At 41.5% G+C, this 26,592-nt stretch carries 21 protein-coding genes; 17 read left to right on the plus strand and 4 right to left on the minus strand.

Going from position 1 to position 26,592, the window contains the following annotated elements:
* Positions 1–49 precede the first annotated feature (49 nt).
* A complete protein-coding gene (locus CCS02_RS18615) occupies positions 50–1,687 on the minus strand; it encodes a methyl-accepting chemotaxis protein (RefSeq protein WP_100187150.1) in 1,638 nt (545 codons plus the stop codon).
* Between the two features lie 289 nt (positions 1,688–1,976).
* On the opposite strand from CCS02_RS18615, the gene CCS02_RS18620 reads away from it, so the two are divergent.
* From CCS02_RS18620 to CCS02_RS18660, 9 genes are all read left to right on the plus strand, one after another.
* Positions 1,977–3,878: a PhoX family protein gene (locus CCS02_RS18620; RefSeq protein ID WP_100187151.1), complete on the plus strand. Its 1,902-nt coding sequence runs from the start codon at positions 1,977–1,979 to the stop codon at positions 3,876–3,878.
* A 329-nt stretch (positions 3,879–4,207) separates the two neighbouring features.
* Positions 4,208–6,628 (plus strand): putative bifunctional diguanylate cyclase/phosphodiesterase, encoded by a 2,421-nt coding sequence (locus tag CCS02_RS18625; RefSeq protein WP_100187152.1) that lies wholly within the window; start codon positions 4,208–4,210, stop codon positions 6,626–6,628.
* Positions 6,629–6,680: 52 nt separating this feature from the next.
* Positions 6,681–8,243 (plus strand): FMN-binding glutamate synthase family protein, encoded by a 1,563-nt coding sequence (locus CCS02_RS18630; RefSeq protein WP_100187153.1) that lies wholly within the window; start codon positions 6,681–6,683, stop codon positions 8,241–8,243.
* Between the two features lie 208 nt (positions 8,244–8,451).
* The gene (locus CCS02_RS18635) at positions 8,452–8,865 is read left to right on the plus strand and encodes a VOC family protein (protein WP_100187154.1); all 414 of its coding nucleotides are present in this window, start codon (positions 8,452–8,454) and stop codon (positions 8,863–8,865) included.
* Entirely contained in the window at positions 8,862–9,797 is a 936-nt protein-coding gene (locus CCS02_RS18640) for a 2-hydroxyacid dehydrogenase (RefSeq protein ID WP_100187155.1), read from the plus strand. The genes CCS02_RS18635 and CCS02_RS18640 overlap by 4 nt, the downstream gene beginning before the upstream one ends.
* A 37-nt stretch (positions 9,798–9,834) precedes the next feature.
* A complete protein-coding gene (locus tag CCS02_RS18645) occupies positions 9,835–10,185 on the plus strand; it encodes a 5-carboxymethyl-2-hydroxymuconate Delta-isomerase (protein WP_072841009.1) in 351 nt (116 codons plus the stop codon).
* Positions 10,186–10,215: 30 nt separating this feature from the next.
* Entirely contained in the window at positions 10,216–11,211 is a 996-nt protein-coding gene (locus CCS02_RS18650) for a phospholipase A (RefSeq protein ID WP_100187156.1), read from the plus strand.
* Between the two features lie 181 nt (positions 11,212–11,392).
* Positions 11,393–11,908, plus strand: a complete 516-nt coding sequence (locus tag CCS02_RS18655; protein ID WP_100187157.1) for a phosphatase PAP2 family protein — start codon at positions 11,393–11,395, stop codon at positions 11,906–11,908.
* Positions 11,905–13,005, plus strand: a complete 1,101-nt coding sequence (locus CCS02_RS18660; protein ID WP_100187158.1) for an MJ1255/VC2487 family glycosyltransferase — start codon at positions 11,905–11,907, stop codon at positions 13,003–13,005. The genes CCS02_RS18655 and CCS02_RS18660 overlap by 4 nt, the downstream gene beginning before the upstream one ends.
* A 28-nt stretch (positions 13,006–13,033) precedes the next feature.
* Here the strand turns inward: CCS02_RS18660 and CCS02_RS18665 are convergent, their stop codons facing one another.
* Complete coding sequence (locus CCS02_RS18665; RefSeq protein ID WP_100187159.1) at positions 13,034–13,957, minus strand: dienelactone hydrolase family protein; 924 nt, start codon at positions 13,955–13,957, stop codon at positions 13,034–13,036.
* Between the two features lie 248 nt (positions 13,958–14,205).
* Between CCS02_RS18665 and folM the strand changes: the two genes are divergently transcribed.
* The 4 genes from folM (at position 14,206) to CCS02_RS18685 (ending at position 17,394) form a co-directional block, all read left to right on the plus strand.
* Entirely contained in the window at positions 14,206–14,928 is a 723-nt protein-coding gene (folM, locus tag CCS02_RS18670) for a dihydromonapterin reductase (RefSeq protein WP_100187160.1), read from the plus strand.
* 73 nt (positions 14,929–15,001) lie between these two features.
* Positions 15,002–15,685 carry a GTP cyclohydrolase I FolE gene (gene folE / locus CCS02_RS18675; protein WP_072841003.1) on the plus strand — a complete coding sequence of 228 codons (684 nt, stop codon included), beginning with the start codon at positions 15,002–15,004 and terminating at the stop codon, positions 15,683–15,685.
* Positions 15,686–15,874: 189 nt separating this feature from the next.
* Complete coding sequence (locus CCS02_RS18680; protein ID WP_232617114.1) at positions 15,875–16,150, plus strand: hypothetical protein; 276 nt, start codon at positions 15,875–15,877, stop codon at positions 16,148–16,150.
* A gap of 68 nt (positions 16,151–16,218) precedes the next feature.
* Positions 16,219–17,394: an MFS transporter gene (locus tag CCS02_RS18685; RefSeq protein WP_100187162.1), complete on the plus strand. Its 1,176-nt coding sequence runs from the start codon at positions 16,219–16,221 to the stop codon at positions 17,392–17,394.
* Between the two features lie 28 nt (positions 17,395–17,422).
* On the opposite strand, the gene CCS02_RS18690 is transcribed toward CCS02_RS18685, so the two are convergent.
* Complete coding sequence (locus CCS02_RS18690; RefSeq protein ID WP_100187163.1) at positions 17,423–18,634, minus strand: MFS transporter; 1,212 nt, start codon at positions 18,632–18,634, stop codon at positions 17,423–17,425.
* Between the two features lie 380 nt (positions 18,635–19,014).
* Here CCS02_RS18690 and CCS02_RS18695 point away from each other — a divergent pair, with 380 nt between their 5' ends.
* Entirely contained in the window at positions 19,015–20,232 is a 1,218-nt protein-coding gene (locus tag CCS02_RS18695) for an MFS transporter (RefSeq protein WP_100187164.1), read from the plus strand.
* A 12-nt stretch (positions 20,233–20,244) separates the two neighbouring features.
* On the opposite strand, the gene CCS02_RS18700 is transcribed toward CCS02_RS18695, so the two are convergent.
* Positions 20,245–21,168: an AraC family transcriptional regulator gene (locus tag CCS02_RS18700; protein ID WP_072840998.1), complete on the minus strand. Its 924-nt coding sequence runs from the start codon at positions 21,166–21,168 to the stop codon at positions 20,245–20,247.
* 294 nt (positions 21,169–21,462) lie between these two features.
* On the opposite strand from CCS02_RS18700, the gene exaC reads away from it, so the two are divergent.
* The 3 genes from exaC (at position 21,463) to CCS02_RS18715 (ending at position 26,531) form a co-directional block, all read left to right on the plus strand.
* On the plus strand, positions 21,463–22,980 hold the full coding sequence (gene exaC, locus CCS02_RS18705) for an acetaldehyde dehydrogenase ExaC (protein WP_100187165.1): 1,518 nt from the start codon (positions 21,463–21,465) through the stop codon (positions 22,978–22,980).
* A 290-nt stretch (positions 22,981–23,270) separates the two neighbouring features.
* Entirely contained in the window at positions 23,271–24,653 is a 1,383-nt protein-coding gene (locus CCS02_RS18710) for an L-serine ammonia-lyase (protein WP_072840996.1), read from the plus strand.
* 303 nt (positions 24,654–24,956) lie between these two features.
* On the plus strand, positions 24,957–26,531 hold the full coding sequence (locus tag CCS02_RS18715; protein ID WP_072840995.1) for an inorganic phosphate transporter: 1,575 nt from the start codon (positions 24,957–24,959) through the stop codon (positions 26,529–26,531).
* Positions 26,532–26,592 lie beyond the last annotated feature (61 nt).

Below are 26,592 nucleotides of genomic sequence, written 5' to 3' on the forward strand. Positions count from 1 at the left end.
TGTAAAGCAGCCAATAAGTGATGACTTATCGGCTGTTTCTATTTCAATCTTAAAGTTTAAAAATTGACATTATGTCTTGAGTTTCTTTCGCTGTTTTAGCAAGTGATTCACTGGTTAGATTATTTTGTTGAACCAATTTGCCTGCCTGAGTAGATAGTTCCGATACTTTCTCATTGAGATGGTTAAGTCTTTGAACAGCGTCGCTTTGCATATTAACGCTTTGGATAACGGTGTTGCTTGCGCTATTTATACCATCTACTGATGTAGCGATAGCTTGCAGGTATTGTGTGGTGAGCGTTATTTCTTCAGTGGTTTTTTGTGATTGCTGATGGCTTGCAGTGATACGAGCTTCGGCTTCTTTTGCGCCGCTTTGAAGTTTGCTAATCATGTTTTGAATTTCATCCGTGGAGGCCTGAGTTCGGCTTGCTAGCCCTCTCACTTCGTCTGCTACTACAGCAAAACCTCGACCTTGTTCACCAGCGCGAGCGGCTTCAATGGCGGCATTAAGAGCCAATAGGTTGGTTTGTTCTGCGATGGCGCTGATGACATCGAGTACCGACCCAATAGTTTGCGATTGTTCTGCTAATTGAACAACAGTACTTAGACCTGCTTCTAGTTCATAAGAAAGTTTTTCAAGAGATTCGACGGTTTGATTAATCGCATTTTGTCCTGTTTGAGTTTTTTCTACCGTGATTTGAGCTGACGCAAGAGTTGATTGAGTACTGTCGATAACCTCATTTTTAAAATCATCCACTTCTTTTATGGTTTCTGCCATTTGCAAAAACATGCCTTCACGCTGTTGTGTAATGGCTTGTGTTTTTCCAGCAACAGATTTTAGCTCCTGACTCTTATTTTCGACTTCTTGGTTAAGCAGAACAGCTTTACTAAGAGTGAGTGAAAGGCGCTCTACAAACGTATTGTAGTAAATGGCAATTTGGGTCAATTGATCTTTACCGGATTCAGGTAGGCGGGCTCTTAAGTCACCTTCACCATCTGCAATGTTATGCAAGGCGGATTGTATTTGCCCAATAGGTACAAGAATAGATCGTACTATCAAAAAGGAAATGAAGAGGGCGATTAGTATAATGACTGCACTAATTGAACCTAGTTTAGTGACCTCTTTATTATATTGTGTGTCCACATCATCTAAGTAAATACCTGAGCCAATGATCCATCCCCACGGTTTAAAGCCTTGGACATAAGATATTTTCTCTACAGGTGTGTTATTTCCAGGTTTTGGCCAAAGGTAATCCACAAAACCAGCTTCTTGTGCTTTAACCACTTTGACAAACTCTGAGAAGAGCTTTTTGCCATTGGGGTCTTCTAAGTTGGATAGGTCTTTGCCATCTAGAGAAGGGTTTACCGAGTGCATAACCATGGCTGCGTTGTAGTCATTAATCCAGAAATATTCAGACTTTGCATAGCGGGTATCTTTAACCATGTTCATTGCATAGCGCTGGGCATCAGCTTGGCTTAGCTCTCCAGATTGTTCAAGTTTGTAAAAGTAATTGAATACACCTGTAGCGGTTTCAACAACGTTTTTTGTTTGTGCGTATTTTTCATCTAGCAAGGATTGCTTGCTGACGGTTAGCGATAAATAAACAACAGAGATGAGCCCTAATGAAAAAAAGACTACTAAACCTGTTAGGCGTAAGCGAATTGGAATGTTGCGTAAGGTCTTAACCATAAATTCATCCTTTAATAGATATATTTTTTATTATGATGCTGCTCGTTTTTTTGTCTTTTATATGAGTCTTCCTGACACATGTTTTTTCATCTAAACACAATGTCGTTCTACTGTCATTTCTATGTAATGTTTTATCCGTAAATTCATTGATAGTTTCCTTTTGCAGGGGGAAGCAGCGTATTTGAAAAATAGACACTAAAACCAGTAGCCAGGATCGATTTATAAAGGGTAAGCCCCCGAAGTTCGAGTGCCTAGGCGACAAATTTTTTATAAATAATAGGGCAGTGTTATGAATATCAAGAACAACAGAAAACTAGGGTTTGATGAATTAGATGAGCTGGTACGACCAGCACCTGAAGTGGTAGAGTTCGAAGAAGTCGCTACTAAAATGGTCTCTCGCCGCGGCTTTTTAGGTGGCGGTGTGGCCGTTGGAGCTGGTGCTTTTGTTATGGGCTCGACGACATTGGCTGCGGGTAAAGCGCTAGCTGCTGGAACGGCAGAGTCTCGTCTTGCATTCAGCATGGTAAAAGCCAACTCGTTGGATACCGTGACTGTACCTGAAGGCTACAAATGGGAAGTGGTCGCTTCTTGGGGGGACCCATTGTTCAGCAATGCTCCTGCTTTTGATGCGGCGACAGGTGGCACAGGCGCTTCTCAAGAGTTAGCATTTGGCGATCATAATGACGGCATGGCTTTCTTCTCTAAAGATGGCAAACAAATCATGGCCATTAACAATGAATATACCAATGAGAAAACACTTCACGCTAATCGTGGTGATGGCATGCCTGCAACAGCTGATGATGTCCGCAAGAACAAAGCAGCCCATGGCGTATCCATTATCGAGGTGGCGCAACGTGGTGGTAAATGGGGCATCGTCCAGGACTCTCCTTACAACCGCCGCATTACTGCTGATACAGCCATGGATATTACTGGCCCAGCGCGTGGTCATAAATGGATGCAAACATCAGAAGACCCTAAAGGTTTAGTGGCTAAAGGGACTTGGAATAACTGTGGCAATGGACAAACGCCATGGGGTACTTATTTGACTTGTGAAGAGAACTTTAATGGCTACTTCACGGCAAACGACAAAGACTACAAAATGCCTGAAGCATTCAAACGCTACGGCATGAGCACCGAAGGTCGCTACAACTGGGCTATGGCGGATGATCGTTTTAACCTAGTTAAAGAGCCAAATGAGCCAAACCGCTTTGGTTACATTGTAGAGATCGATCCACTAGATCCAACTTCGCGTCCTAAAAAGCGCACGGCTCTCGGTCGTTTTAAACACGAAAACGCTGAACTGACTATTGCAGCGAATGGACATGTCGTGGTTTACCTAGGTGATGATGAGCGTGGTGAATTTTTATACCGCTTCATTTCTAAGCACAAATATTTGGCTGGCGGCAATAATCGAGATCTCCTGGAAGAAGGTACTCTTTATGTTGCTAAATTCCATGACAACAACCGTGGTGAGTGGCTGGCGCTTACGCCTAAAACTACAGGTATGACTGACGCAGAAATTTCGATTCATACTCGTATGGCTGCATCTAAAGTCGGCGCTACAACCATGGATCGTCCAGAGTGGGTAGCGGCTCATCCTCATAAAGCGGAAGTATATTGTTCATTGACGAATAATAAAAATCGCGGCGTTAAGCCAAATGCGGGTGGTGATGCAACGCCAGCTGGTGGTCCAAATCCTCGTGTAAAAAACAACTTTGGTCAAATCGTACGTTGGATGCCAATGGACTCGGATCATACTCATAATGAGTTCAAATGGGACTTGTTCGTTTTAGCGGGTAACCCTGCAGTGTATGACGACGCCAATGCGGGTTCTAGAAATGTTAATCAAGACAACATGTTTAACTCGCCTGATGGCTTGAAGTTCGATTCTAAAGGCTTATTGTGGATTCAAACAGACGGTAATTACTCTAATGAAAAAGGTTTCCAGGGCCAAGGTAATAACCAGATGTTAGTTGCCGATCCTGAAACGGGTGAAATTCGTCGTTTCCTAGTCGGACCAAAAGAATCTGAAATAACGGGTTCTGCCTGGAATGCCGAGCGTACTACTATGTTTATTGGTGTTCAGCACCCAGGGGAAGAAGGTCATTCTCATTGGCCTGATGGCGGTCAGTCTGTACCGCGTTCTAGTGTGATAGCCATATCTCGTGAAGATGGTGCAGTGATAGGTTAACTATCTGCTTTATCAATATATAGTCGCTTCTAAAGCCAGTATGTTTTCATACTGGCTTTTTTATTTACAAATTGGGGGAATGTTTTGCTCCCTATACTCATAGTGACTTATATTATGACTTATATCATAGGAAGTATAAATTATTTTTATATCGTCTTGTTTAACCTTGAATAAAGTGTCAGTCTTGCTAATGTGCATGATAAATGTAAAAAATTAGATTTTTTGTCTGGTGGATAAGATGTTATTTCCAGTCTCTTTTGTGATTTTTATTAGTATGGATGCTGTAAAGGTTATGTGGCAGCAGGATATAAAAATTTAAGTGAGTAAAAATGGGTGTCGTATTTTCAAAATCATTATTTACTAAGCAAGCAATTTTAACCTTAGCACTTGCGATTGTTTTAAGCTTAGTCAGCAGTGGTATTCAATTCGTTGATGGAGTGCGATCTCAGAAAACCGAAATAAATCAAGACTTTAAAGAGTTACTTGCAGTGGTTGAAAAGCCATTGTCCGAAGCGGTTTTTCGATTAGATACCGCCTTTGCTCAACAACAAATTGATAGCTTACTCTTTAACCCATCTATTGCTCATGTAGAAGTTCGCGATGAGTCTGGTGATCTATTCGTAGAAGCAACAGCAACTAAACGTCATTTTTCAGTATCTAGTTCATTAGCCAATTATTTTCTACCTGACCTTCAGGATTATAGTCGCGAACTTCGTTTAGAAACGCCTATTTTTCAAGCCGGACGGTTGCTTATATTGCCTGAAAAACGCTTTCTTCTTGATAAAATATTTAAAGAACATCTTGCCAGTTTGATCTATAACTTATTTAAAGATGTGTTGTTGGCGTCATTGATATCCTTAGTTTTTTACTTTTTAGTTACTCACCCCTTGATGCGTCTCACTGAATCTTTATCGACAGTTGGTTATAAAAAAGAGTTGCCATTGCCTAAGTCATTTTATCGACACCATAAGTCTGATGAACTAGGGAATTTACATTCTACTTTTGCGCGATTATGGAAGAAATTAAATACAGCGCTGAGTGATTTAGAGAGAAGTGATAGTCATACCAAGGCAATGATAGAGCATGCCGCCGATGGTATTCTGTTGTTGGATGAAAATAATCAAATTATCTTAGTAAATACTGCGGCTGAACGCATGCTAAAAATGAGTGCTGAAGAACTCAAGTCTAGTTCTTTGGAAACTCTTCATACCTCTTCGTCTTGGTTGCCATTTTTAAACTCATTAAGCGCTGTCGAGGTCAACTCGCCATTAACAGTTGAAACCATTTATCTGATTCGAGATGTTGAACTTCCTGTCGAAATACGCTTAGCAAAATATAAAGTATTAGATAGAACAGAAGTGTTGCTTCTGATCCGTGATGTTTCAGAACGTAAAGAAACGGAAGCACATATACATCATTTAGCTTATTACGACTCGGTAACCAATCTACCTAATCGCCAATATTTAGCTGATAAGCTTAATGAAACCTTTAAGCGTAAGCAGCAGAAGCTTACTTTGAGCTACTCTGCTGTTGTTTTTATGGATCTTGATAGATTTAAAACCATTAATGATTCATTAGGACATAATGTTGGTGACCAATTACTTTGCTGTGTTGCTTCACAACTTTCTTCGTTGACCGAAGAGAATGTGGTATTTGCTAGAATGGGTGGTGATGAGTTTGCTTTTTTATTGACTCATATCGGAGATGATAAAGATAAAGTTGAAAAGGCGATTAAGGGCTTTGTTGAAAGCATTATGTATGCCTGTCAGCAAGTCAAAAAAGCAGGCCACCACGAAGTTCATATTACCGCGAGCCTAGGAGCCACTATTTTTGATGGTAATGAAGGTTCAACTGAAGCCATTTTAAAGCAAGCAGATACCGCGCTCTATCGTGCCAAGGAATCTGGGCGTAATACCTTTGCTTTGTATAAACCAGAGATGCAGGCAATTTCAGATGCTCGTCTTGAAATGGAAAAGGCACTTCATCATGCAACGGAATTTAAATTGTTTGAGTTGTATTATCAGCCGCAAACCAACGATAAAAATGAATTGATTGGTGCTGAAGCGCTTATTCGTTGGAAGGATGAGAAAAAGGGCTTTATTTCACCCGCTGAATTTATACCTGTGGCAGAAGAAATAGGACTTATTGTTGAAATAGGTCATTGGGTTTTAAATGAAGCTTTGTCCCAAGTGGCGACTTGGCTGAAAGAGGGGAAGTGGCAATTATCATGGCGTATGTCGATTAACGTTAGCCCTATTCAGTTTCAACAAGCGGGTTTCTTGCCTATGTTAAAAGCACAGTTAGAAAAGCATGATGTCCCTGCAAGCTGTGTTGACCTTGAGATTACGGAGAATATGCTACTCAACGATCTTTCATCCTGTTTGGAGAAAATGAACGCCATAAAAGCATTAGGTGTTCACCTTTCTATTGATGATTTTGGAACCGGTTATTCCTCTCTTAAATATTTAAAATCTTTACCTATTGATAGATTGAAAATCGACCAGTCTTTTGTACGTGATTTATTGACAGATAAAAGTGATGAGGCGATTGTTCACGCGGTTATTGCCATGGCAAAGGCTCTTAATATCAGCGTTCTCGCTGAAGGAGTAGAAACCTTACCTCATTATGATCGGTTGCGAGAGATAGATTGTTTTTATTACCAAGGTTATTATTTTGGACATCCTTTGCCGCCAAATGAATTTATTACTGCATTTGTTCATGATTCAGCCACGCTGAAGCCTTTTTTATAGCGTAATATTAAAAATCAATTCACATATCACCATTTCATCTTAAGGGCTAAGTATGGATTTTTTGTCTTCATTGGCGACATTGACCATTCATTGGGGCGCGTTGCTATTCGTATTTTTACTGTTTTTAGCTCTTATTTCAGTGGTGGTGATGTACTGGGTTGATACGCATCAAACCAGTCATACAATCAGACGAAACTATCCTGTTGTTGGGCGTTTTCGCTACCTCTTTGAACACCTAGGCGAGTTTTTTCGACAGTATTTTTTTGCAATGGATAGGGAGGAGCGACCATTTGATCGTGCTGAGCGTTCGTGGGCATATCGAGCGGCTAAAAAAGTTGATTCGACGATTGCTTTCGGTTCGACTCGTTCTTTAGAAACACCGGGAGATATTTTCTTTTTAAACTGTGCTTTTCCAACTCTAGATGAAGATGCCGCACAACCTAGAGAGGTTTGTATCGGTGAATATACTGCGAAAAAACCGTATCGCACTCGATCTGTGGTGAATATTTCTGGTATGAGTTTTGGTGCTTTGTCTAAGCCTGCAGTTCAAGCCTTGTCAAAAGGGGCTCGTAAAGCGGGGATCTGGATGAATACCGGAGAGGGCGGCTTATCGCCTTATCATCTTGAAGGTGGTTGTGACTTGGTGTTTCAAATCGGCACCGCAAAATACGGTGTGCGTAATTTAGAAGGCCACTTAGACGATAGCAAATTGGCGACTTTGGCCGAACACCAAAATGTACGCATGTTTGAAATTAAAATGAGTCAAGGTGCCAAGCCTGGTAAAGGTGGCATGTTGCCAGGAACAAAAGTAACCGAAGAAATCGCACATACTCGAGGTATTGCAGTGGGTCAGGACTCAATCAGTCCAAATGGTCATACCGATATAAAATCCATTGATGATTTATTAAATATGGTTCGCCATGTCCGTCAAGTTACCTCTAAACCCGTTGGTTTTAAAATGGTGGTTGGGGATTTGAAGTTTTTTGAAACCCTATGTGAGTTAATACATAAAAAGGGCATCGATTACTGTCCTGACTTTATTACAATTGATAGCTCAGACGGCGGAACAGGCGCAGCGCCTCAACCATTAATGGATTATGTTGGTATGCATTTACGTGAAAGCTTGCCAACTGTGGTGAATATTGTGACTTCTTATGGTTTACGTCGTTACATTAAAATTATTGCTTCGGGAAAACTGATTGTCCCTGGAAAAGCGGCATGGGCCTTGAGTGCGGGTGCTGATTTCGTTGTTACTGCTCGTGGCTTTTTGTTTTCTCTTGGCTGTATTCAAGCATTGCAATGCAATAAAAATACCTGTCCGACTGGTATTACGACCCATAATCCTGATTTACAAAAAGGCTTAGTGGCTGCTGAAAAATCTGAACGAGTGGCTAACTACGCTGCAGAGCTATTACATGGTATTGGGATGATTGCGCATTCTTGCGGAGTGAAAGAACCAAGAGAGCTAAATCGCTCTCATGTTCGAATTATCGAAAATCAAAGTCGTTCAGTATTGTTCTCAGAGATTAACCCAATGCCTAATGTACGACCTGAGTATATCAATATGGCTGCGCTTCAAGAAAAAGCCTCATCTGTGGAAGATAGGTTGCAGTAACAAATTAATATATATGGCAGTGGAAATAGTCTATAAAATTATTTGGTTAGCAGCTGATTTTATGCTTATCGAATCAGCTTCTTAGGCTATTTTCTATCGCCATTTCTATTTCTAATGCTTGCTATATGTTGCTGTACAACGGCTTCATGTTTACTTTTATCCTGTGTACTGTATTTTCTAACCTAATCTATTATTGTTAGGGGTCCTTATGTCTGCTTTATTTCACTATGCTTTCCATGTCACTTCCTTAGATGAAACACGACTTTTTTATACTCAGGTTTTAGGCTGTATTGAAGGTCGCAGTACCGAGACCTGGATAGACTTTGATTTTTATGGTCATCAATTGTCTTTACATTTAGGTACGCCAAGCCCGACGACAAATACGGGGCGAGTGGGCGAGCATCTTGTCCCTATGCCTCACTTTGGTTTGATTTTGCCACTTTATGAATGGCAAAAAGTCGCTAAGCGCTTAACGGAAGCCAATGTGGCTTTTGATCTTGCTCCAAGTGTTCGCTTTGAAGGCTTGCCGGGCGAGCAGTGGACTATGTTTTTTAAAGACCCAAGTGGTAATGCCATTGAGTTAAAAGGATTTAAAGACTTAGCCCAGGTGTATGAGAAATGATTCCTTTTGTTAGTCGTGCAGATTTAGCAGAACAAAAAAATTGGATTAAGCATTTATCATCAGCGATGCCCAATGAAGTGATTGTCCCTTTTGCCGATTTAACTACAGAGCAAAAACAGCTGTGTGAAATCGCTATTGTCGCCAACCCAGATCCTAAAGATTTACTGTCTCTTCCTTCATTGAAGTGGGTTCATAGTGTATGGGCCGGTGTAGAACGCATGATCAATGAATTATCGTCGCCATCTTTTTCGATTGTTCGGTTAGTTGACTCCAATTTGGCTGAAACTATGTCAGAAGCCGTTTTAGCCTGGACGCTTTTCCTTCATAGAGATATGCCAAGATACGCTAAACAGCAGACTTTACAGTCTTGGGTTCAGCAGCCTATGGTGCGTGCTCAGGATCGTCGAATTGGCGTACTTGGGTTGGGTGAATTAGGGCGTGTTAGTGCGCAGCGTTTAGTTGCTAATGGTTTTTCTGTTGCTGGGTGGAGTCGTAATCCAAAGCAGGTTGAAGGCGTGGAGTGTTTTCACGGTGAAGAGGGGCTCATCCCATTACTGAATCAAAGTGATATACTCGTTTGCCTTTTGCCCTTGACGATGGAGACCAAGGGGTTGCTTAATCATCAAAATTTGTCTTGTTTGCCTGTTGGAGCAAGCATGATTAATTTTGCCCGTGGTCTAATAATTGATGATGAAGCTCTATTGGCGAAACTTGATCAAGGGGATTTGTCTCACGCTGTATTGGATGTTTTCATGCAAGAGCCGTTGCCTATAAATCACTCGTTTTGGCTGCATGATTCTATTACAGTATTACCACATATTTCAGCACCAACACACCCTGTTAGTGCCAGTGAAATTGTAGCTACGAATATTAAACAGTATCGATTAACGGGTAATATTCCGCCGGCTGTTGATATGCTTCGTGGTTATTAGTCAAATACGTCCAATAAATCTAAAAATGGAGTTTTAAATGCCACATTGCATTGTTGAATATAGCCAAAATTTAGAACAAGAAGTGCCACCAGTTGACCTTCTTGAAGCCGTCAAAGGCGCTTGTATTGCCTCGACATTGTTTACTGAAGAAGACATCAAATTACGCAGTTTTCCATATAAGAGTTTTTTAACAGCAGGAAAAGAAGATGCATTTGTCCATGTCATTCTGCGAATGCTTTCTGGTCGCACAATAGAGCAAAGAAAGTATCTTTCTCATTTGGTTCTAGAAGCATTAACACAATTTTCATTAAAAGATGTTAGTTTTTCGGTCGAAGTGTGTGAAATGGAACGTGATACCTACGCTAAAAAGGTTGTTCTGTCCCAATGAAATAGTGTTTTTCACTTAAGGGTTTTAGTAATGAAAGCCATTGTATGCTCAATAATGCTTCTTCCAAGTTTGCTATGGGCTGAAGTGGAATCAACTACGTTAGATAAATCAGGCGATAGTTTTTTTAATACCTCTGATACAGCGACGGTTGTTGAAGGTGGTGAGGAGGCTTATTCTCCAGAAGAGCCCCAAGTACCAGAATCTACTGCCAAGCGGGCTAAAGAAGACAACGGGTTATTGCAACAAAGAGAGAATAGAGAAACGGCAACAGTAAATAATCCGTTTGTTTTAACACCTCATAAACCGAATTATTTTTTACCTATTGCTTATACATCTAATCCTAACGATCGTGCTTTTTTAGGTGATGCGAGCGATTCTGAAAGTCTACAAAGCGTAGAGTTTAAGTTTCAATTTAGTCTTAAGTTTCCCGTTGCTTATGATGTAGTGGGTAGAAATAGTAGTTTGTGGTTTGCTTACACGCAGCAAGCTTATTGGCAGGCGTATAACAGTAGTATCTCGGCACCTTTTCGTGATACTAACCATGAGCCTGAAGCCTTTATTGTTACCAAGCCAAAGCATGGTTTTCTAGGTATTAACCCTGATTATGTGTCTTACGGCTTTGTTCATCAGTCCAATGGCCAGTCAAATGAGCTGTCTCGTTCGTGGAATCGATTTTATGTGGACTTCCTGTTTGAGCATGGCGATACCGCTTTTTCTTTTAAGCCTTGGTATCGGATTCCTGAGAGCTCAAAGGTTGATGATAACCCGAATATTGAAAACTATTACGGCTATGGTGAGTTCAATATAATACACGTTATTGATGATTATACGATTGACGTAATGTTGAGAAATAACCTTAAATCATCCGATAACAGAGGGGCTATCCAGGTCGGTTTTACTTTTCCTTTGTGGGGTAAAAGCCGTGGCTATATTCAGTACTTTAATGGTTATGGGCAATCCTTATTGGATTATAATCATCAGACTCAGTCGCTTGGTATTGGGATAATGCTTACTAACTGGCTATAGCTTGATCATAGGCTTTAAATAATCTGATATTGTAAGCTTTGAAGTGCCTCGTTATGACGAGGTATTTTTTTGCCTGAAAGTTGTGATTACTGTCTGTCACTAAGTTGTCATAGTAATGCCACAGAACGGACATTTTACTGGTTTATGTTGAGAGTAAGACAAAACCAGTGAGGTGATAAGTATGAACATACTTCAGAATATCCACGCAGTAGATGTACAGACTTTTTCTTGGTGTATGGCTAGAAAGCACCGAGCGACACTGACTCGTATTGGGCGCGCTATTTCATTTTCAGCGGATGGCCCGATTTATGCTTTTTTAGCGCTTTTATTTTGGTTTGCTGGAGAGCTCTCTTTGACGCTTGTTTTGCTATTGGGCTTTGCAGTCGAGCGTATTCTATATCTTGTTTTAAAACGAGGTTTTAAGCGTAATCGTCCAGCTGATGCGCTCGATAATTTTAGCAGTTTTATTATTCCTTCTGATCAATTTTCTTTCCCATCAGGACATACCTCAGGGGCATTTTTTATGGCCTTTTGTTTATCTGAATGGTTTCCAAGTATGAACCTGATGTTGTATTTTTGGGCAGCAAATGTGGGCTTATCGCGCATTTTTCTTGGTGTTCATTTCCCAACTGATACGGTAATTGGTGCTTTGTTAGGCACGGCTTGTGCTGCGTTAGCAATAGGGATATTAGCATGAAAATATTGTACGGTGTTCAAGGGACAGGTAATGGTCATATTACTCGAGCAAGAGCTATGGCAGCAGAAATGCATGCTGCTGGCGTAGAAGTTGATTTTGTTTTTTCTGGTCGTCCGCCAGAAGATTACTTTGATATGGCTGTATTTGGTAACTATCGAACCTTCCAAGGTTTGAGCTTTGTGGCGCGAAATGGGCAACTAGATCTGTACGCAACTTGTAAAAGTGTCAATTTTTATAAGCTGTACCGAGACATTCGCTCGATAGATACCCGTGGTTACGATTTGGTGATTACGGATTTTGAGCCTATTGTCGCTTGGGCGGCCAAACGTCAAGGTGTGCCTTGCGTAGGGTTTGGTCATCAGTATGCATTTAAATATGATATTCCTCGCTATAAGAAGAACTTTATTGCTCAGTGGATAATGTCAAACTTTGCGCCCGCTGCGACTCAGCTAGGTGCTCATTGGCATCACTTTGGTCATCCCATTTTGCCGCCACTCATTCATGCTCAGCAAATAAAAAACATGGCCGATCCTGAGCAAGTTTTAGTCTATCTGCCCTTTGAAAACAGTGAAGCTGTGTTGGATTGGCTAGATGGCGTGCCGAATTATCGTTTCCGTCTTCATTGCAAAGATATTGAGCCTGGTGTGTATGGCAATGTAGAAGTGTTCCCTTTTGGTCGAGAAGTATTTCAAAAGAACTTAGGTGAATGCGAATCTGTACTTTGTAATGCAGGATTTGAATTAAATTCTGAGGCCTTGCAGCTTGGCCGTCGTATTTTAGCAAAACCATTAAAAGGTCAAATTGAACAGCATTCCAATGCCATTGCATTAGATTTTTTAGGCATAGCTAAAACAAGTGATGTTTTAAATTCACAAGTGATTAAAGAATGGCTAGAAACTAGCCGAGTGGTACAGATATCTTACCCGAATGTTGCCCGTGCAGTTGTTGCTTGGCTGCAATCTAGTAATGATATCAGCGTATCTGATTTGTGTGAGTCCTTGTGGCGACAAACACCGAATGTTCGCGGTATTGATTTTAAATACAATGAAGCATCGTCTTCCATTAATGTGAAGAATATTAAAGGCGTTACGGCTTAAGTTAGTCGTCCGTAACGCCTTACATAGACTAAGCGCTTAATGTTTTTTTGAAAAAACTAATGGTGCGTTCCCATGCCAGCTCGGCATTTTTCTCTTGGTAACGAGCTGTGGAATCATTGTGAAAACCATGATTTGCCTGAGCATACACATAGGCTGTGTAATCAACCTTATTAGCCTTTAGCGCTGCTTCGTAATCTTGCCAAGTATCATTCACTCGTTTATCCAATTCGGCAAAATGCAGCTGCAACGGTGCTTTTATTTTATCTATGTTGGACTTAGCTGGTGTGCCGTAATAAGGTGCGCCAGCATCGATAGTATCTGGCATTGAAGCGGCCAAGGCATTGGTTAAGTAACCGCCATAACAAAAGCCGACCATGCCGACTTTTCCAGTACTTAATTCATGTTTTTTCAATAAAGTTGCCGCATCCATGAAATCACCTTCAATCTTATTTCCATCCAGTGTTTTCTGCATTTCTCGGCCTTTATCGTCATTGCCAGGATAACCACCCAAAGGGAACAGCGCATCAGGAGCAAAGGCGATGAATCCTGCTTTTGCTAAGCGTCTGGCGACATCTTCTATATATGGGTTAAGACCACGGTTTTCGTGAGCAACCAGCACGGCTGGGGCTTTGTTGTCAGCATTGACGTTTTTTGGAAGAACTAAATAGCCGCGAGCTTTACCGTGCCCATTGGGTGAATCGTACACCACATAACTAGCTGTAATATCTGGGTCATTAAATGACACTTGCTCCGCCAACGCGTAGTTGGGTGTTAGTGCTCCAGCGACGACGGAAAGAGTTAATCCAGTTACGCTAAGTGTTCCAAGGCGAGATAAAAAGGTGCGTCGATCTATGTCGCCATGAGCGTATTCGTCGTACCAATCGAAAGCTTCCTGGGGAATACTGCCGCTTGTTAATAATGTATCGGTCGATCTTTCTTTTAGTAAGGTCATCGCAATTCCTTCTTTTAGTTGGATAGTGAAATTCAACAACGCATTTTTTAGAACTTATTAATGAAAAGTGGTTCAATGGATACGTAGAAAAAAATGTTTTAGATGATATCGATTGATCTCTTTTTTAAAAGCGCACGTATCTAAGGTTAGCCGAAGAATTAAACGTTGGCTGAAACAAAATACAGATGTTGAATCGATAGTATTTTTTCATGTAGTTAATGATGATAACTCAGTAGGAACGGATACTAATGACGCGTAAAATGCCAATTATTATTACAGGCGGAGGGCAGCGCCTAGGTCTTGCCTGTGCTAAAGCGTTAGTTGCTCAAGGATATGAGGTAATTATTACTTATCGCAGAGAACGAGAAGACATTGCCATATTAGAAAGACAGGGGATTTCTTGTATACAGGCTGATTTTTCATCCATCTCTGGTGTGGATGAATTTATTGCTACAATACAAGCTCGGTATTCGGGACTTGGTGGGATTATTCATAATGCTTCTGAGTGGGATTCTGAAGAAGATTGTTTGGATACGGCGTTATTAATGGAAAAAATGTGGCAAGTCCACGTATTTGCGCCTTATCGTATAAATCTGGCCTTCGAAGCATTATTATGTGCGGGTTCTGAGCAAGATGGGCAAGCAGACATTATTCACATGACGGATTATGTAGCTGAAAAAGGCAGTGATAAACACATAGCTTATGCTGCGAGTAAAGCAGGCTTAGCAAACTTAACTTGCTCGTTTGCTAAACGATTTGCACCTCGAATTAAGGTTAATGCGATCGCACCGTCACTTTTAATGTTTAACAGTGGCGATGACACAGAATACCGTAACAAAGCATTGAATAAATCCTTGCTGCGCAAGGAGCCAGGGGAGCAAGAAGGTGTGCTAGCGATACAGTACATATTAGACAGTCGCTATATGACAGGTCGAACCTTGTCACTTGATGGAGGCCGGCATTTGGTCTAACTCGCCGAATGGGACTTCTTTTTTTGAACGCCTTCATGTCATGAGACAGGGTTAAGCAACTTAGGACAAACATATGAAAGCTAACACAGCTGAACAAACTAATTTAAACCGCCTTGTGTTGTCTAATGAGGCGATAAAAGTACGCGATGCTCTTATCAATAGTGGTTTAGAAACCCCGATGATTGATAATGGTTTGACGAGCGAAGAAAAATACCAGCGTATTAAAAGTGCATTTGAAGATGTGGTGACAACGCTTGGTCTAGATTTGACCGATGATAGCTTGGCTGAAACGCCACACCGTATTGCTAAAATGTACGTAAAAGAAATCTTTTCTGGTTTGGATTACGCACAGTTTCCAAAAATTACCGTGATCGAAAATAAGATGCAAGTAGATGAAATGGTGAAAGTAAGCGATATTAGTTTCACCAGTACTTGTGAGCATCATTTTGTGACCATTGATGGTTTAGCGAAAGTTGCTTATTTACCTAAAACGAAAATTATAGGTTTGTCTAAAATCAACCGTATAGTGCGTTTCTTTGCCCAGCGTCCGCAGGTGCAAGAACGTCTTACTCAGCAGATTCTAGTCACCTTGCAAGCCTTACTTGAAACCGACAACGTTGCGGTAAGTATTAGTGCCGTGCACTACTGTGTAAAAGCTCGAGGCGTTATGGATGCGAGTTCTTCAACTCAAACCACCGCTCTAGGCGGACTGTTTAAACGCAGCGACAAAACGCGTGGTGAATTCCTTGCAAGATAAGAGCTCGCAAGATAAGAGTCTGTAAGATATAAGCTGGCTAGATTAGTACTTTAGACATAATCATCAAGCCCAAAAGTAGAATTATTAATTTCAATAAAAAGAGTCTGCTCACGTAGGCTCTTTTTTTATGGGCTGAATTAAGGCAAAGTGTTTCAGCATATAGCATTATTTAGCTCTGGGGTTTTTGATATGACGGATAAAAAGAAGACAGTTTGGTTTCCAGCAAAAAAGAATGGTTGGGGTTGGGGGAGGCCAAACACCTGGCAAGGCTGGGCTGTTTTAGCCCTATACCTGTTGATGGTCGTCGTTATTAGCATCGTGAATGATCCAAAAACTGAGCTGCTTAAATGGGCCGTGTCTATGGTAATTAGCACGCTTATTTTGATTGCATGTTATTACTGGAAAGGTGAAGCGCCAAACTGGAAATGGAAGACTATTGAAAAAGATAAGCGTAAGTGGCATTAAGTTATTTTAAAGATTTTATTTGTCCAATGAATGGGTTCAAATAATCTTTATTTGAACAAGGATATTTCATGCGCACATCTGGCGTGTTGTTATTTATTGCCTATTTAGGCTTTATTAGTCTGGGCTTACCTGACGCCGCGCATGGTATCAATTGGCCATTTGTTCGGACTGAATTTGGTGTCCCTACCGGCTGGCTGGGTTTAGTTATTGCCGCTGGTGGCGTGGGCTATCTAATGTCGAGCTTTTCAGTCGGTTATTTAATGGTTCGCTTTGGTGTCGGTTGGTTGCTAGTTATCAGTAGCTTGCTGGTGAGTTGCGGTCTTTTCGGTTTCTATTTCAGTTCCTCATTTATTATTTTTGTCTTGTTTTCTATTGTAATTGGTATGGGCTCAGGCGCTATTGATGCAGGGCTTAATGCTTACGCAGCAGAGCATTTTACTACCCGTCATATGAATTGGTTGCACGCCGCATTCGGTGTAGGTGCAACCGCTGGACCTATTATTGTTACAACAGTTTTGGTAAGTTTTTCTCAGAATTGGCGGTTGGGTTATGCTGTTCTCGCGACTATATTGTTTGTCATGGCGATGGTATTTATATTTAGTCGACACCTTTGGGAAAGCGATAAACATGCCCCCAAAAAAGCCGACACTCAAGCAGATGACACGCCAGCAATTACCCAATTTCAGGCATTGAAGCACCCCGTTATTCGTTTTCAAATTGCATTTTTCTTTTTATATTCAGGTGTTGAAGTGGGTGTTGGGCAGTGGGCATTTACTGTGATGACGGAATCTCGCGGTATTTCATTAGCCAGCGCAGGAACTTGGGTAGCTGTTTATTGGGGCGCTTTAGCATTTGGTCGGGCAATTTTCGGGTTCTTAGTAGAGCGTTTTGCCGTAGATCAATTATTACGTCTTTGTTTGGCTGGTGTCGCCTTAGGCGCACTCTCTTTTACAATGAGTGCGACACCTTATACGAGTTATTTTGGTTTGGCATTAATGGGCTTCTGCGCGGCGCCTATTTTCCCTTGTATGATTTCACAAACAGTCACACGAGTTGGAAAAAAGTATTCAGTGCATGCAATCGGCTTTCAAATGAGCGCTGCAGTGTCTGGAGCCATGACCTTGCCATTTTTAAGTGGTTTGATTGGCGGACACTTTGGGCTGACCTCTTTAACCATCAGCTTTTTGTTTTATGCGGTGCTACTGTTTGGTTTGTTCCACATTATTTTAAGACGTGCTTCCTGAGTGTAAGCACAATCCCAACATAAGAGCGCTAATCGTTTTCTTTGTCTAATGTGTGACGCTTTAATAAGGTTGGGAACAAATACATCCAAATACCAACGATAGCAATGGTTCCGACTCCGCCGATAACAATGGCTGGAACCACGCCGAACCATGCTGCAGTTACCCCAGATTCAAATTCACCTAATTGGTTTGAACTGCCAATAAATACAGAGTTAGCGGCACTGACTCGACCGCGCATTTCATCCGGAGTTTCTAACTGTACAAGTGTTGAGCGGATAACAACGCTGATCATGTCAGACGAGCCTAGGAGAACTAAGGCAAGCATCGATAGAATAAGGTTTTCAGATAAACCAAATAGAATGGTTGCAACACCAAAAATAGCCACTGCGGCAAACATAATTTTCCCCACGCTGTGGGTTAATGGACGACGTGCTAAGTACACCGACATGAGTAATGCGCCAAGTGCTGGAGCACAGCGTAATAAACCTAATCCCCATGGACCAGTATGAAGAATGTCTTTTGCCACAATAGGTAAGAGAGCGGTAGCGCCACCTAATAAAACCGCGAACATATCTAATGATACCGAGCCTAATATGACTTTGTTTCCGCGTATAAAAGTGAGTCCACCGAATAGGTGCTCAATGCTAATTGGCGACTTAGTTTTTACCGTAAAGTTGTAATGTAAAAAGAACATAATGACGCAAGAAATTAAGAAGCAACTCATGCTCGATAAATAGAGTGTAGTTGGCCCTAAGAGATAAATTAAGCCACCAAGTGCAGGCCCTGCGATAACCGAAATTTCTCTTGCTGAGGCAATCGCGCTGACAGCTCGAGATAATAGTTCGCTAGGAATAAGATTGGGTAAAATAGCCTGATTTGCAGGCATTTCAAAGGCTCTCGCTGTGCCTAGTAGTGCAGCGCAAATATAAATCATATCGGCTGAGATAGTCGATGTCATATTACCATAGGCTAGTATTCCGACCGTCATAGCCATGGTGAAGCGAGTGCAAACGCAAATTAACCGACGGTTGTAGCGATCTGCGACATGTCCTACTACCAAGGTTAGTAGTAGTTGCGGGAGAAACTGGCAAAGTCCCACTAGACCTAGTGCCATTGGGCTGTTGGTCAGATCGTACATTTGCCAGCCAATACCAACACTGAGCATTTGAAAAGCAAAAGAAGAGGCTATCTGCCCGATCCAGAAATGGACAAAATTTGGGTGTTTAAAAAGAGGCTGCATGATTTCCTTTCTTTTTCATTGCTGAAACAGTCATTAGCGCACTCGTTAAGCACGTTAATTTTGGGAATTCGGCCATTTTTAACGGGAGTGAGCGAGAAGGTACATTTATTATAAAAATGATTTTACGCATTTTTCTATCATTGGTGCAAAAAGAAAACCTAAGCTTTTCTGATTATTTCTTGATAGTCGTTATTTCCATTTTAAATCCTTGGTTTTACTCATAATGGCCAGAAAAAAACACCAGAATATGATAATTTATTGCGCAGTTTATCAGGATGATAAATAGCCCTTTTATGAGATCAAGTTTACGTCACCTGCTTGTTTAAAAAGATCTGCTATCTAGGCAGACTGAACTGCTAGTTTGATATCAAGGATATGCATTGATTAATTCCGAAATCTACTCCTCTCTTCATGAGCGTTTGTCCCGTTGGTTATTGTTATCTTGTTTGATGGCGGTAGGGATTGGGCAGTCTTTTATATTTACGTCTTTACCGCCAATTGGTCGTGAAATTGGTTTGGCTGATGTTCGAATCAGTACGCTTATTACCGCAGGCGCTGCAACCTTTGTTGTTGCTGCTTTTTTATGGGGTGGCATCATTAATCGAATTGGTCGTGTGCGTTCGGTGATTATCGGCATGAGTAGCTATGCAATGACCATTACCCTGACAGGATTTGTGCTGCAAGAAGCCTTGGCTAAGCATTTATCAGCGGAGGAAACCTATTATTTGGTGTTCGGTTTGCGTATTATTTTTTCCCTTGGAATTGCTGGTGTTTTACCTTCTGTTCAGACCTATTTAATCGCTCATACTGACATTAAACATCGTAGTTCTACCATTGCTATGATTGGTGCAGCTTTTAGTATAGGGATGATTTTAGGTCCAGCTTTTGCGTCTTTATTGAGTAGTTTAGGACTGACTGCGCCTTTCTATATCATTGCCTTTTTGGCGGGTAGCATCGCTTTGCTGGTGGTATTTTTTGTAAAAGATACTAAGCATGTGCGTCAATTTGTGAAACCACCTAAGATCAATTGGCTTACTCAGCCGGTTATGCCATTTTTGTGCATGTCTTCGTTGTCCATCTTATCGATGACAGGTGTTCAGCAAATTATGAGCTTTTTGATTCAGGATAGGTTTCAGCTTGATGTTGCTCAGACAACACATCAGTTGGGATTTGCCATGATGACCATGTCTTGCTTTAGCATTTTAGTACAAATGATATTGGTACCACGATTCCAGCTTGGTGTAGTGACTTTGATTTTTTCTGGGGTTGGCGTCGGAGTGCTGGCTCAGCTAGCATTTATCTTTTTAGATTCCTACGCTGGCGTTTTGTTTGCCATGGGGTTGTTTGGCGCAGGATTTGGGTTCTTGTTTCCGGGCATAGTGACCGCACAAACTTTGTTGGTAAAAGATGATCAACAGAGTCGCTTGGCAAGCATGAATGCTTCTATGCAAGGGCTGGGAGCTGCATTGGGGCCTGTCATTTTGGCTTCTTTGTACCAATTAGGGCAGTTAGTGCCATTTTTTGGTTTAATGTTTGGGCTAATTTTTATGCTGGTTGTTTTCATGTACTGCAAATCCAAGTCAGGACACGCCTTTTAGTTCTATCTTCTGTTATGAATTGAGCTGAGTTTGTGTTGCTTGACGAGGCGACATACCAAAGTGTTGATGGAAACGTCGGCTAAAGTGACTCAAACTTAAGTAACCTAGTTCATAACTCACTTCCGTTACTGAACATTTTTCTTGTAGACGCTGGTAAGCGCGGCTCATTCTGCGTTGATGTTGATATTCTAATGGCGTGCAGCCTAGTTGACGTTTAAAGCTTTCGTAGAAGCGACTACGACTCATACAGGCCATCTTAGCTAGCTGATTTATATCCAAAGGTTGTGCTAGGTTTTGTTCGATACATTGGATAACACAAGTGAGACCATTTGCATCTGGTGAGCGTTGGGTGAAGCGTAATAGAGCGTCTCGACCATGATGTCGGATTATTCGAGTGACCAATTCACTTACACCAAAGTCGACGAGTAAATCTCTGTCTGGATCATTGCGAAGAAAGTCACTGGTAAGTCTATCTATGACTTGCTGCGTTGCTTGAGTATGTAGGGTGTGCAGGTGTTGGTTTGGATCTAGTGCGACGCCAGAGGGTAAAGATTCCACCATAATGTCATTCATGCGATCACAAATTTGTGCTACTCGTTCTTGTGAAATAGCAATGGTGAGACATGTAGTTGGGCGATGAAATTGTGCTTCGGGGAAATCAATAAAGACTTCTTCTTTTGGTGCCAATATAAAAGATTCATGGGGCAAGAAGGGAATGTTGTCATGCTCTTTGGTGTGCATGACTTTTGCTCCTGTAACCATTCCACAATAAAGCAAAGAGTCGGCTTTTAAGCTGACTTTTTGTGCTTGCTCGTAAGTGTCGTAAATACTGAGCTCGGAGTGTGGCCCAGCAAAACAAACACGATTTTCGACCAACTGTACTGGCGCGCGCTTATGTTGCAGTAATATTTTCTCTGTTGAGATAGAGCGACTCATTTACACACCTCTTTTGTCTCAATGTTTTTTATTTTAATTGTGCGGCGTGGCTAATTATCTTTTACTCATCATCACTCTTGCTTGCTCGTGGGTCAATACTAAAGCACAGCAGAAATGGATCGCTAGACAAGTTTCATGGACTCACAGGCAAGTTTTCTTCTCGTTTTCTTCCTACTCTTACTATCAAGGTTAAAACAAAGATTAAAAACCTAAAGAGAGCTTTGCACGAAGTTGCGAGTGCAGCAGGCATCAAAGTCCTCTTTAAATAAAAACAACAAGAATGGAGAATATTTTATGATCTACGCTCAACCTGGTACTAACGGTAGCCTTATTACGTTTGAAGCTGAGTACGGTAATTTTATCGGCGGTAAATGGGTCGCACCGGTGAAAGGTCAATACTTCGATAATATTAGCCCAGTTAATGGCGAAGTATTTTGTCGAATTCCTCGTTCTACTGAAGAAGACATCAATTTAGCCCTAGATGCTGCACATGCTGCACGCGCGGCTTGGGGTAAAACATCCGTTACTAATCGTTCCAATATATTGTTGAAAATTGCGGATCGCATCGAGCAAAATCTAGAAGCCCTTGCTGTTGCCGAAACATGGGACAATGGTAAAGCAGTTCGCGAGACCTTAAATGCTGACATTCCTTTAGCGGCAGATCACTTTCGTTATTTTGCAGGCTGTTTACGCGCGCAAGAAGGCAGCACGGCTGAGTTAGACGAACATACTGTGGCGTATCATTTTCACGAGCCATTAGGTGTAGTTGGTCAAATTATTCCTTGGAACTTCCCGATCTTGATGGCTGCATGGAAACTTGCTCCAGCACTTGCTGCAGGTAACTGTGTGGTTCTAAAACCAGCAGAGCAAACACCAGCGTCTATTCTTGAATTGGTCAAAGTGATCCAAGATCTTCTGCCACCAGGCGTGCTTAATATCGTCAACGGTTATGGTAAAGAAGCAGGTGAAGCACTAGCGACCAGCAAACGTATTGCCAAAATTGCCTTTACTGGGTCGACGCCTGTTGGTTCGCATATTTTGAAATGTGCGGCAGAGAATATCATTCCTTCTACGGTTGAGTTAGGTGGTAAATCGCCGAATATCTACTTTGCAGACGTCATGCAACATGAAGAAGCTTTTATCAGCAAATGTGTTGAAGGTCTGGTGTTGGCTTTCTTTAACCAAGGTGAAGTTTGTACTTGTCCATCTCGCGCCCTGATCCATGAATCTATCTATGATGAGTTCATGGCATTGGTTATTGAGCGTACTAAAACCATTAAGCGCGGCAACCCATTGGATACTGACGTGCAAGTTGGCGCTCAAGCATCCAAACAACAATTTGATAAAATCTTAAGCTACATCGAGATTGGTAAAAAAGAAGGTGCAGAGCTATTGATTGGCGGCGGCATCGAATCGGTAGATGGTTTGGATAAAGGTTTCTATGTACAGCCAACCTTGTTCAAAGGCTCTAATAGCATGCGTATCTTCCAAGAAGAAATCTTTGGCCCAGTTGTTAGCGTAACAACCTTTAAAGACGAGGCTGAAGCGCTTGCTATCGCCAATGATAGTGAATTTGGTTTAGGTGCTGGGGTTTGGACACGCGATACCAACCTTGCATATCGCATGGGGCGTAACTTAGAAGCAGGTCGTGTTTGGATGAACTGCTATCACCAGTATCCAGCTCACTCTGCTTTTGGTGGTTATAAAAAATCTGGCGTTGGTCGTGAGACTCATAAAATCGCTCTAGAACATTACCAACAGACTAAAAATATGTTGATTAGTTATGATGTGAATCCATTAGGATTCTTTTAATTCAGTCAAAGTAGATCGCTGACTCATCATGAATAATAATGAAAAACCAAAAGATTTCGGTCTTTTGGTTTTTTTCTTTTCTACTTTAAGGACTAATTTCATCACCAATATAATGATCTTTAAACGTCAAAAAGTTGCCTCTTTCGAAACTTGTAATTGATATAGACAAAAAAAATCTGTTTCCAATTGGAAACTTTATCTCATAAGTGATAATTTCTTTTGGCATTGAACTCGTACTTTGTATTTTAATCGCCGTGTAAAAAAGCATTTATCGGCAGAGGGAAAAGGCTATGGCAATCAGTTTATTTGACCTTTTTAAAGTGGGAATTGGTCCTTCCAGCTCTCATACAGTTGGCCCTATGGTGGCTGCAAATCAATTTGTTCATCAGTTACAAGATCGGCATCTATTACCTAAAGTGAGTCGGTTAAAAATTGATTTATATGGCTCGCTTGGTGCTACTGGGAAAGGACATGGTACTGGATCAGCAGTTTTAATGGGGCTTGAAGGTGAACTGCCAGATTTGATTGATCCTAGCCGTGTTAATGAGCGAGTTGAGCAAATAGAGACATCTTCACATCTTAATCTATTGGCTCAGCGGCCTATTTTTATTGATGTCACGACAGACTTAATTTATCACCGTATTGATCGTTTAGACTTTCATGCTAATGGCATGGTGTTGGTTGCCTTTGATACTGAAGGCCAAGTAATTCACCAAGCGACCTTTTATTCAGTTGGTGGTGGCTTCATTGTGCAGGAAGATGAGCACGGAAATGTGGCGTTGGTTGAGGATGCCACTGAACTTCCTCATGTGTTTCATAGCGCCGAAACATTGATTCAGCTTTGTCGAGCACAAGACAAAAGCATTGCGCAGATCATGATGGAAAATGAAAAACATTGGCGGACCGAAGATGAAATCAAGCAAGGCATTCTTTCCATCTGGTCTGTAATGAGGGCCTGTGTCCAGCAAGGTATTCGTAGTGAAGGAATCTTACCTGGTGGACTAAAAGTAAAGCGTAGAGCCGCTAGCCTATACAGAGATTTAACCAGTAAAACACGCATGGATATGATTACACCATCGTTAGGTGCTATGGATTGGGTCAATCTTTATGCCTTGGCAGTGAATGAAGAAAATGCCGCTGGTGGGCGTGTAGTAACGGCTCCGACAAACGGTGCAGCGGGAATTATTCCGGCTGTATTGCATTATTATTGGGAGTTTTGTCCTCGTTCTAGTGAAGAGGGCGTGATTAATTTTTTCCTTACTGCAGCGGCTATCGGGTTGTTGTTCAAAGAAAATGCGTCTATTTCTGGTGCTGAAGTGGGTTGCCAAGGGGAAGTGGGATCGGCTTGTGCTATGGCTGCGGCTGGATTGGCAGCGGCGACAGGCGGTTCTCCTGAACAAATAGAAAACGCGGCAGAAATTGGTATGGAACATAATTTGGGTCTGACTTGTGACCCTATTGGTGGTTTGGTGCAAGTGCCTTGTATAGAGCGCAATGCCATGGCATCAATTAAAGCCATTAACTCTGCGAGTATGGCACTTCGGGGCGATGGAACGCATTATGTTTCCCTCGATAAAGTCATTCGTACCATGCGAGACACAGGAAGAGATATGAATGATAAGTACAAAGAAACATCTCGAGGCGGACTAGCCGTCAATGTGATTGAATGCTAGCTGCTTAGTAATATTATATTTGTAACAAAACGGTCATATTTCTGTAGTATCTTTTCATTCAGTGCCTCTTTAGGCACTTTTTTTGTCCTTTTTCGAGTCGTAGCTATCAGCAAGTTTAGGGGTTTTTATCTGAAGACTCCCAGTGTAGAATGGCGCCGAATTTACATTTTTCAAAAAATGTGACGGGATGAATTGAGAGCCAAATTTATTTGGGATGCTAGGATAAGCATGTCGTCGGTAGTTTAAGCATCGTTTAAATTATCAACGGTTTGGCATAGATTAATTATAGAAAGAAGAGCCCGTATGGATCTTACAAATAACCCGAAAGAAGAATCCACGTTATTGAGTGGTCATGAGTTTGTCCGTGTATTGATTGCCTTAGCCTTTGTTTTGCTATCAGGTTTTTATGCTTCAGCTAATGGTGTTGGGGTTTCTAATTTATCTATATTAGCCATCGCAGCGGCAATTGGCGCCTACATGGCCGTAAATATTGGCGCTAATGATGTGGCTAACAATGTTGGGCCAGCGGTAGGGTCTAAAGCCTTATCTATGACTGGAGCAATTTTGATAGCTGCTGTTTTTGAAGCTGCTGGTGCTTTGATTGCCGGTGGTACAGTTGTTGGTACTATTAAAAATGGCATTATTAATCCTAATTCAATTGGCGACGCTGAAACCTTTATTTGGGTTATGATGGCGGCCTTATTAGCTGGTGCAATTTGGCTAAACTTAGCGACCTATCTTGGTGCTCCTGTTTCGACAACTCATTCTATTGTTGGTGGTGTACTTGGTGCAGGTATTGCTGCTGGCGGTTGGGATATTGCGAATTGGGATAAATTGATTGCGATTGTTGCTAGCTGGATCATTTCGCCAGTGATGGGGGGCGTGATCGCTGCGTTATTCCTAATGTATATCAAACGTTCAATTACCTATAAAAGCGACATGATTGATGCGGCTAAAAAGGTTGTACCTTTATTAGTTGGCCTAATGGTTTGGGCGTTCTCAACGTATCTTATTCTTAAAGGTCTTAAACATCTTTGGAAGCTAGATTTTGTTACGGCAGCGATGATCGCTTTTGCAATTGCATTAACTGTTTACTTCCTCATTCGTCCTATGATCGATAAAGCGGCAACTGCATTGAAAAATGATAAAGATGCTGTGAATAGTTTATTTACACTTCCTCTTATTGTATCTGCTGCTTTGCTTAGCTTTGCTCATGGTGCTAACGATGTTGCCAATGCGATTGGGCCACTTGCTGCTATTAATGATGCTTTAATGACTGGTGCTGTTTCTAGCAAAGCATCGATCCCTATTTGGATTATGATGGTTGGTGGTATTGGTATTGCTGTTGGTCTTGCTCTATTTGGTCCTAAGCTTATCAAAACGGTCGGATCTGAAATCACTGAATTGGATAAAACACGAGCTTTTTGTGTTGCCATGGCAGCTGCTATTACGGTAATTGTCGCTTCTCAGCTTGGTTTACCTGTTAGTTCTACTCACATTGCTGTGGGCGGGATCTTTGGTGTTGGTTTCTTACGTGAGTACTTGAAACAATCGTATGAGAAAAAACTGGCGTCTATCATTTCTCATTCAGAATCTGCGGGTCACAATGGTCAGCAAACACAAGAGTTTGTGAAACGTTTCAAGTTGGCGGATGTCGAGGAAAAGCGTGCAATTTTGAAAGAATTGAAAGCCGCGCAAGCTTCATCCCCTATCTCATCTGAAGAACGTAAAGGCTTGAAGAAAGCAACGAAGAAAGAATTGGTGAAACGCTCTGCTTTGTTACGTATTGCTGCTGCATGGGTGATTACTGTTCCTGCTTCTGCTGTACTTTCAGCTATAATTTTTTATATGTTACTCGGCTTTTCTGTTTCTCGATAAGTCTCTTTCAAGATAAACAAAAAAAGATCAGCTTCTCTGATCTTTTTTTGTTTTCATCCCG

Origin of the sequence: Marinomonas sp. ef1 (assembly GCF_002806845.1) — a bacterium.
Classification (GTDB): domain Bacteria; phylum Pseudomonadota; class Gammaproteobacteria; order Pseudomonadales; family Marinomonadaceae; genus Marinomonas; species Marinomonas polaris.

Bases quoted from the DNA above. Each gene is read 5' to 3' on its own strand.
- CCS02_RS18620 (WP_100187151.1), top strand. From the start codon at position 1,977: ATGAATATCAAGAACAACAGAAAACTAGGGTTTGATGAATTAGATGAG.
- CCS02_RS18665 (WP_100187159.1), bottom strand. From the start codon at position 13,957: ATGACCTTACTAAAAGAAAGATCGACCGATACATTATTAACAAGCGGC.
- CCS02_RS18615 (WP_100187150.1), bottom strand. From the start codon at position 1,687: ATGGTTAAGACCTTACGCAACATTCCAATTCGCTTACGCCTAACAGGT.
- CCS02_RS18715 (WP_072840995.1), top strand. From the start codon at position 24,957: ATGGATCTTACAAATAACCCGAAAGAAGAATCCACGTTATTGAGTGGT.
- CCS02_RS18680 (WP_232617114.1), top strand. From the start codon at position 15,875: ATGACGGATAAAAAGAAGACAGTTTGGTTTCCAGCAAAAAAGAATGGT.
- CCS02_RS18685 (WP_100187162.1), top strand. From the start codon at position 16,219: ATGCGCACATCTGGCGTGTTGTTATTTATTGCCTATTTAGGCTTTATT.
- CCS02_RS18655 (WP_100187157.1), top strand. From the start codon at position 11,393: ATGAACATACTTCAGAATATCCACGCAGTAGATGTACAGACTTTTTCT.
- folM (WP_100187160.1), top strand. From the start codon at position 14,206: ATGACGCGTAAAATGCCAATTATTATTACAGGCGGAGGGCAGCGCCTA.
- CCS02_RS18690 (WP_100187163.1), bottom strand. From the start codon at position 18,634: ATGCAGCCTCTTTTTAAACACCCAAATTTTGTCCATTTCTGGATCGGG.
- CCS02_RS18650 (WP_100187156.1), top strand. From the start codon at position 10,216: ATGAAAGCCATTGTATGCTCAATAATGCTTCTTCCAAGTTTGCTATGG.
- CCS02_RS18700 (WP_072840998.1), bottom strand. From the start codon at position 21,168: ATGAGTCGCTCTATCTCAACAGAGAAAATATTACTGCAACATAAGCGC.
- CCS02_RS18710 (WP_072840996.1), top strand. From the start codon at position 23,271: ATGGCAATCAGTTTATTTGACCTTTTTAAAGTGGGAATTGGTCCTTCC.
- CCS02_RS18640 (WP_100187155.1), top strand. From the start codon at position 8,862: ATGATTCCTTTTGTTAGTCGTGCAGATTTAGCAGAACAAAAAAATTGG.
- CCS02_RS18660 (WP_100187158.1), top strand. From the start codon at position 11,905: ATGAAAATATTGTACGGTGTTCAAGGGACAGGTAATGGTCATATTACT.
- exaC (WP_100187165.1), top strand. From the start codon at position 21,463: ATGATCTACGCTCAACCTGGTACTAACGGTAGCCTTATTACGTTTGAA.
- folE (WP_072841003.1), top strand. From the start codon at position 15,002: ATGAAAGCTAACACAGCTGAACAAACTAATTTAAACCGCCTTGTGTTG.
- CCS02_RS18625 (WP_100187152.1), top strand. From the start codon at position 4,208: ATGGGTGTCGTATTTTCAAAATCATTATTTACTAAGCAAGCAATTTTA.
- CCS02_RS18645 (WP_072841009.1), top strand. From the start codon at position 9,835: ATGCCACATTGCATTGTTGAATATAGCCAAAATTTAGAACAAGAAGTG.
- CCS02_RS18635 (WP_100187154.1), top strand. From the start codon at position 8,452: ATGTCTGCTTTATTTCACTATGCTTTCCATGTCACTTCCTTAGATGAA.
- CCS02_RS18630 (WP_100187153.1), top strand. From the start codon at position 6,681: ATGGATTTTTTGTCTTCATTGGCGACATTGACCATTCATTGGGGCGCG.